The following is a 614-nucleotide window of genomic DNA, read 5'->3' as shown; positions in this document are numbered from 1 at the left end:
GCTCAACAGATACACCAGAGGCCAGTCCACCCCGGTCCTCTCGTACTAAGGGCAGCTCCTCTCAAATATCCTACGCCCGCGCCGGATAGGGACCGAACTGTCTCACGACGTTCTGAACCCAGCTCGCGTACCGCTTTAATGGGCGAACAGCCCAACCCTTGGGACCTACTTCAGCCCCAGGATGCGATGAGCCGACATCGAGGTGCCAAACCACTCCGTCGATGTGAACTCTTGGGAGTGATAAGCCTGTTATCCCCAGGGTAGCTTTTATCCGTTGAGCGATGGCAATCCCACTTTCTACCACCGGATCACTAAGTCCTACTTTCGTACCTGCTCGACCCGTCGGTCTCGCAGTCAAGCTCCCTTCTGCCTTTGCACTCTTTGAATGGTTTCCAACCATTCTGAGGGAACCTTTGAGCGCCTCCGATACCCTTTCGGAGCGACCGCCCCAGTCAAACTCCCCACCTGACATTGTCCCACCTCCGGGTCACGGAGGTTGGTTAGAAATCCAGTACCACAAGGGTGGTATCCCAACAGCGACTCCGACAAGACTGGCGTCCTGTCATCAAAGTCTCCCACCTATCCTGTACATGCAGTACCGAATCCCAGTATCA

The 614-nt window shown here is 55.5% G+C and carries 1 rRNA gene; it reads right to left on the bottom strand.

The features are described 5' to 3' along the window. A 23S ribosomal RNA gene (locus DWX91_RS16345) occupies window positions 1–614 on the bottom strand; the annotation flags it as partial.

The sequence above is a fragment of the Clostridium sp. AF22-10 genome, assembly GCF_003478725.1.
Lineage (GTDB): Bacteria > Bacillota > Clostridia > Lachnospirales > Lachnospiraceae > Otoolea > Otoolea fessa.
The sequence above is the reverse complement of the archived record's forward strand: the minus strand, read 5'-3'. Positions and strand labels throughout refer to the sequence as shown.